The following is a 399-nucleotide window of genomic DNA, read 5'->3' as shown; positions in this document are numbered from 1 at the left end:
GGCGATGTGCTGACCTCGATCGAGAATATCTCGGGTTCGAACCACAATGACGGGCTGTTCGGCGATGCCGGCGACAACGTGCTGTGGGGCGAGAAGGGCAAAGACCGGCTGGACGGGCGCGGCGGCAGCGACACGCTGTTTGGCGGCAATAACGCGGATACCTTTGTCTATTGGCAGAATTACGGCGCGGATCGGATCGCCGATTTCCAGGACGATCTGGATCAGGTGAACCTGCGCGGCCATGGCCTTGCCGATTTTGCAGCACTTCGCGCCCTTGGCACCGAATCCGACGTGAACGGCGATGGTCGCATCGACGCGGTCTTTGATTTCGGCGGCGGCAACACGCTGACGGTTCTGGGCATGACGATCAATGCCCTGGCCGACGACGTGCTGCTGTAA

General features: G+C 61.2%; 1 pseudogene. It reads left to right on the top strand.

The features are described 5' to 3' along the window. Window positions 1-399 (top strand): annotated as a pseudogene (locus FNJ84_RS22145) (hypothetical protein); the annotation flags it as partial.

Source organism: Paracoccus sp. M683 (assembly GCF_007096355.1).
Lineage (GTDB): Bacteria > Pseudomonadota > Alphaproteobacteria > Rhodobacterales > Rhodobacteraceae > Paracoccus.
The sequence above is the reverse complement of the archived record's forward strand: the minus strand, read 5'-3'. Positions and strand labels throughout refer to the sequence as shown.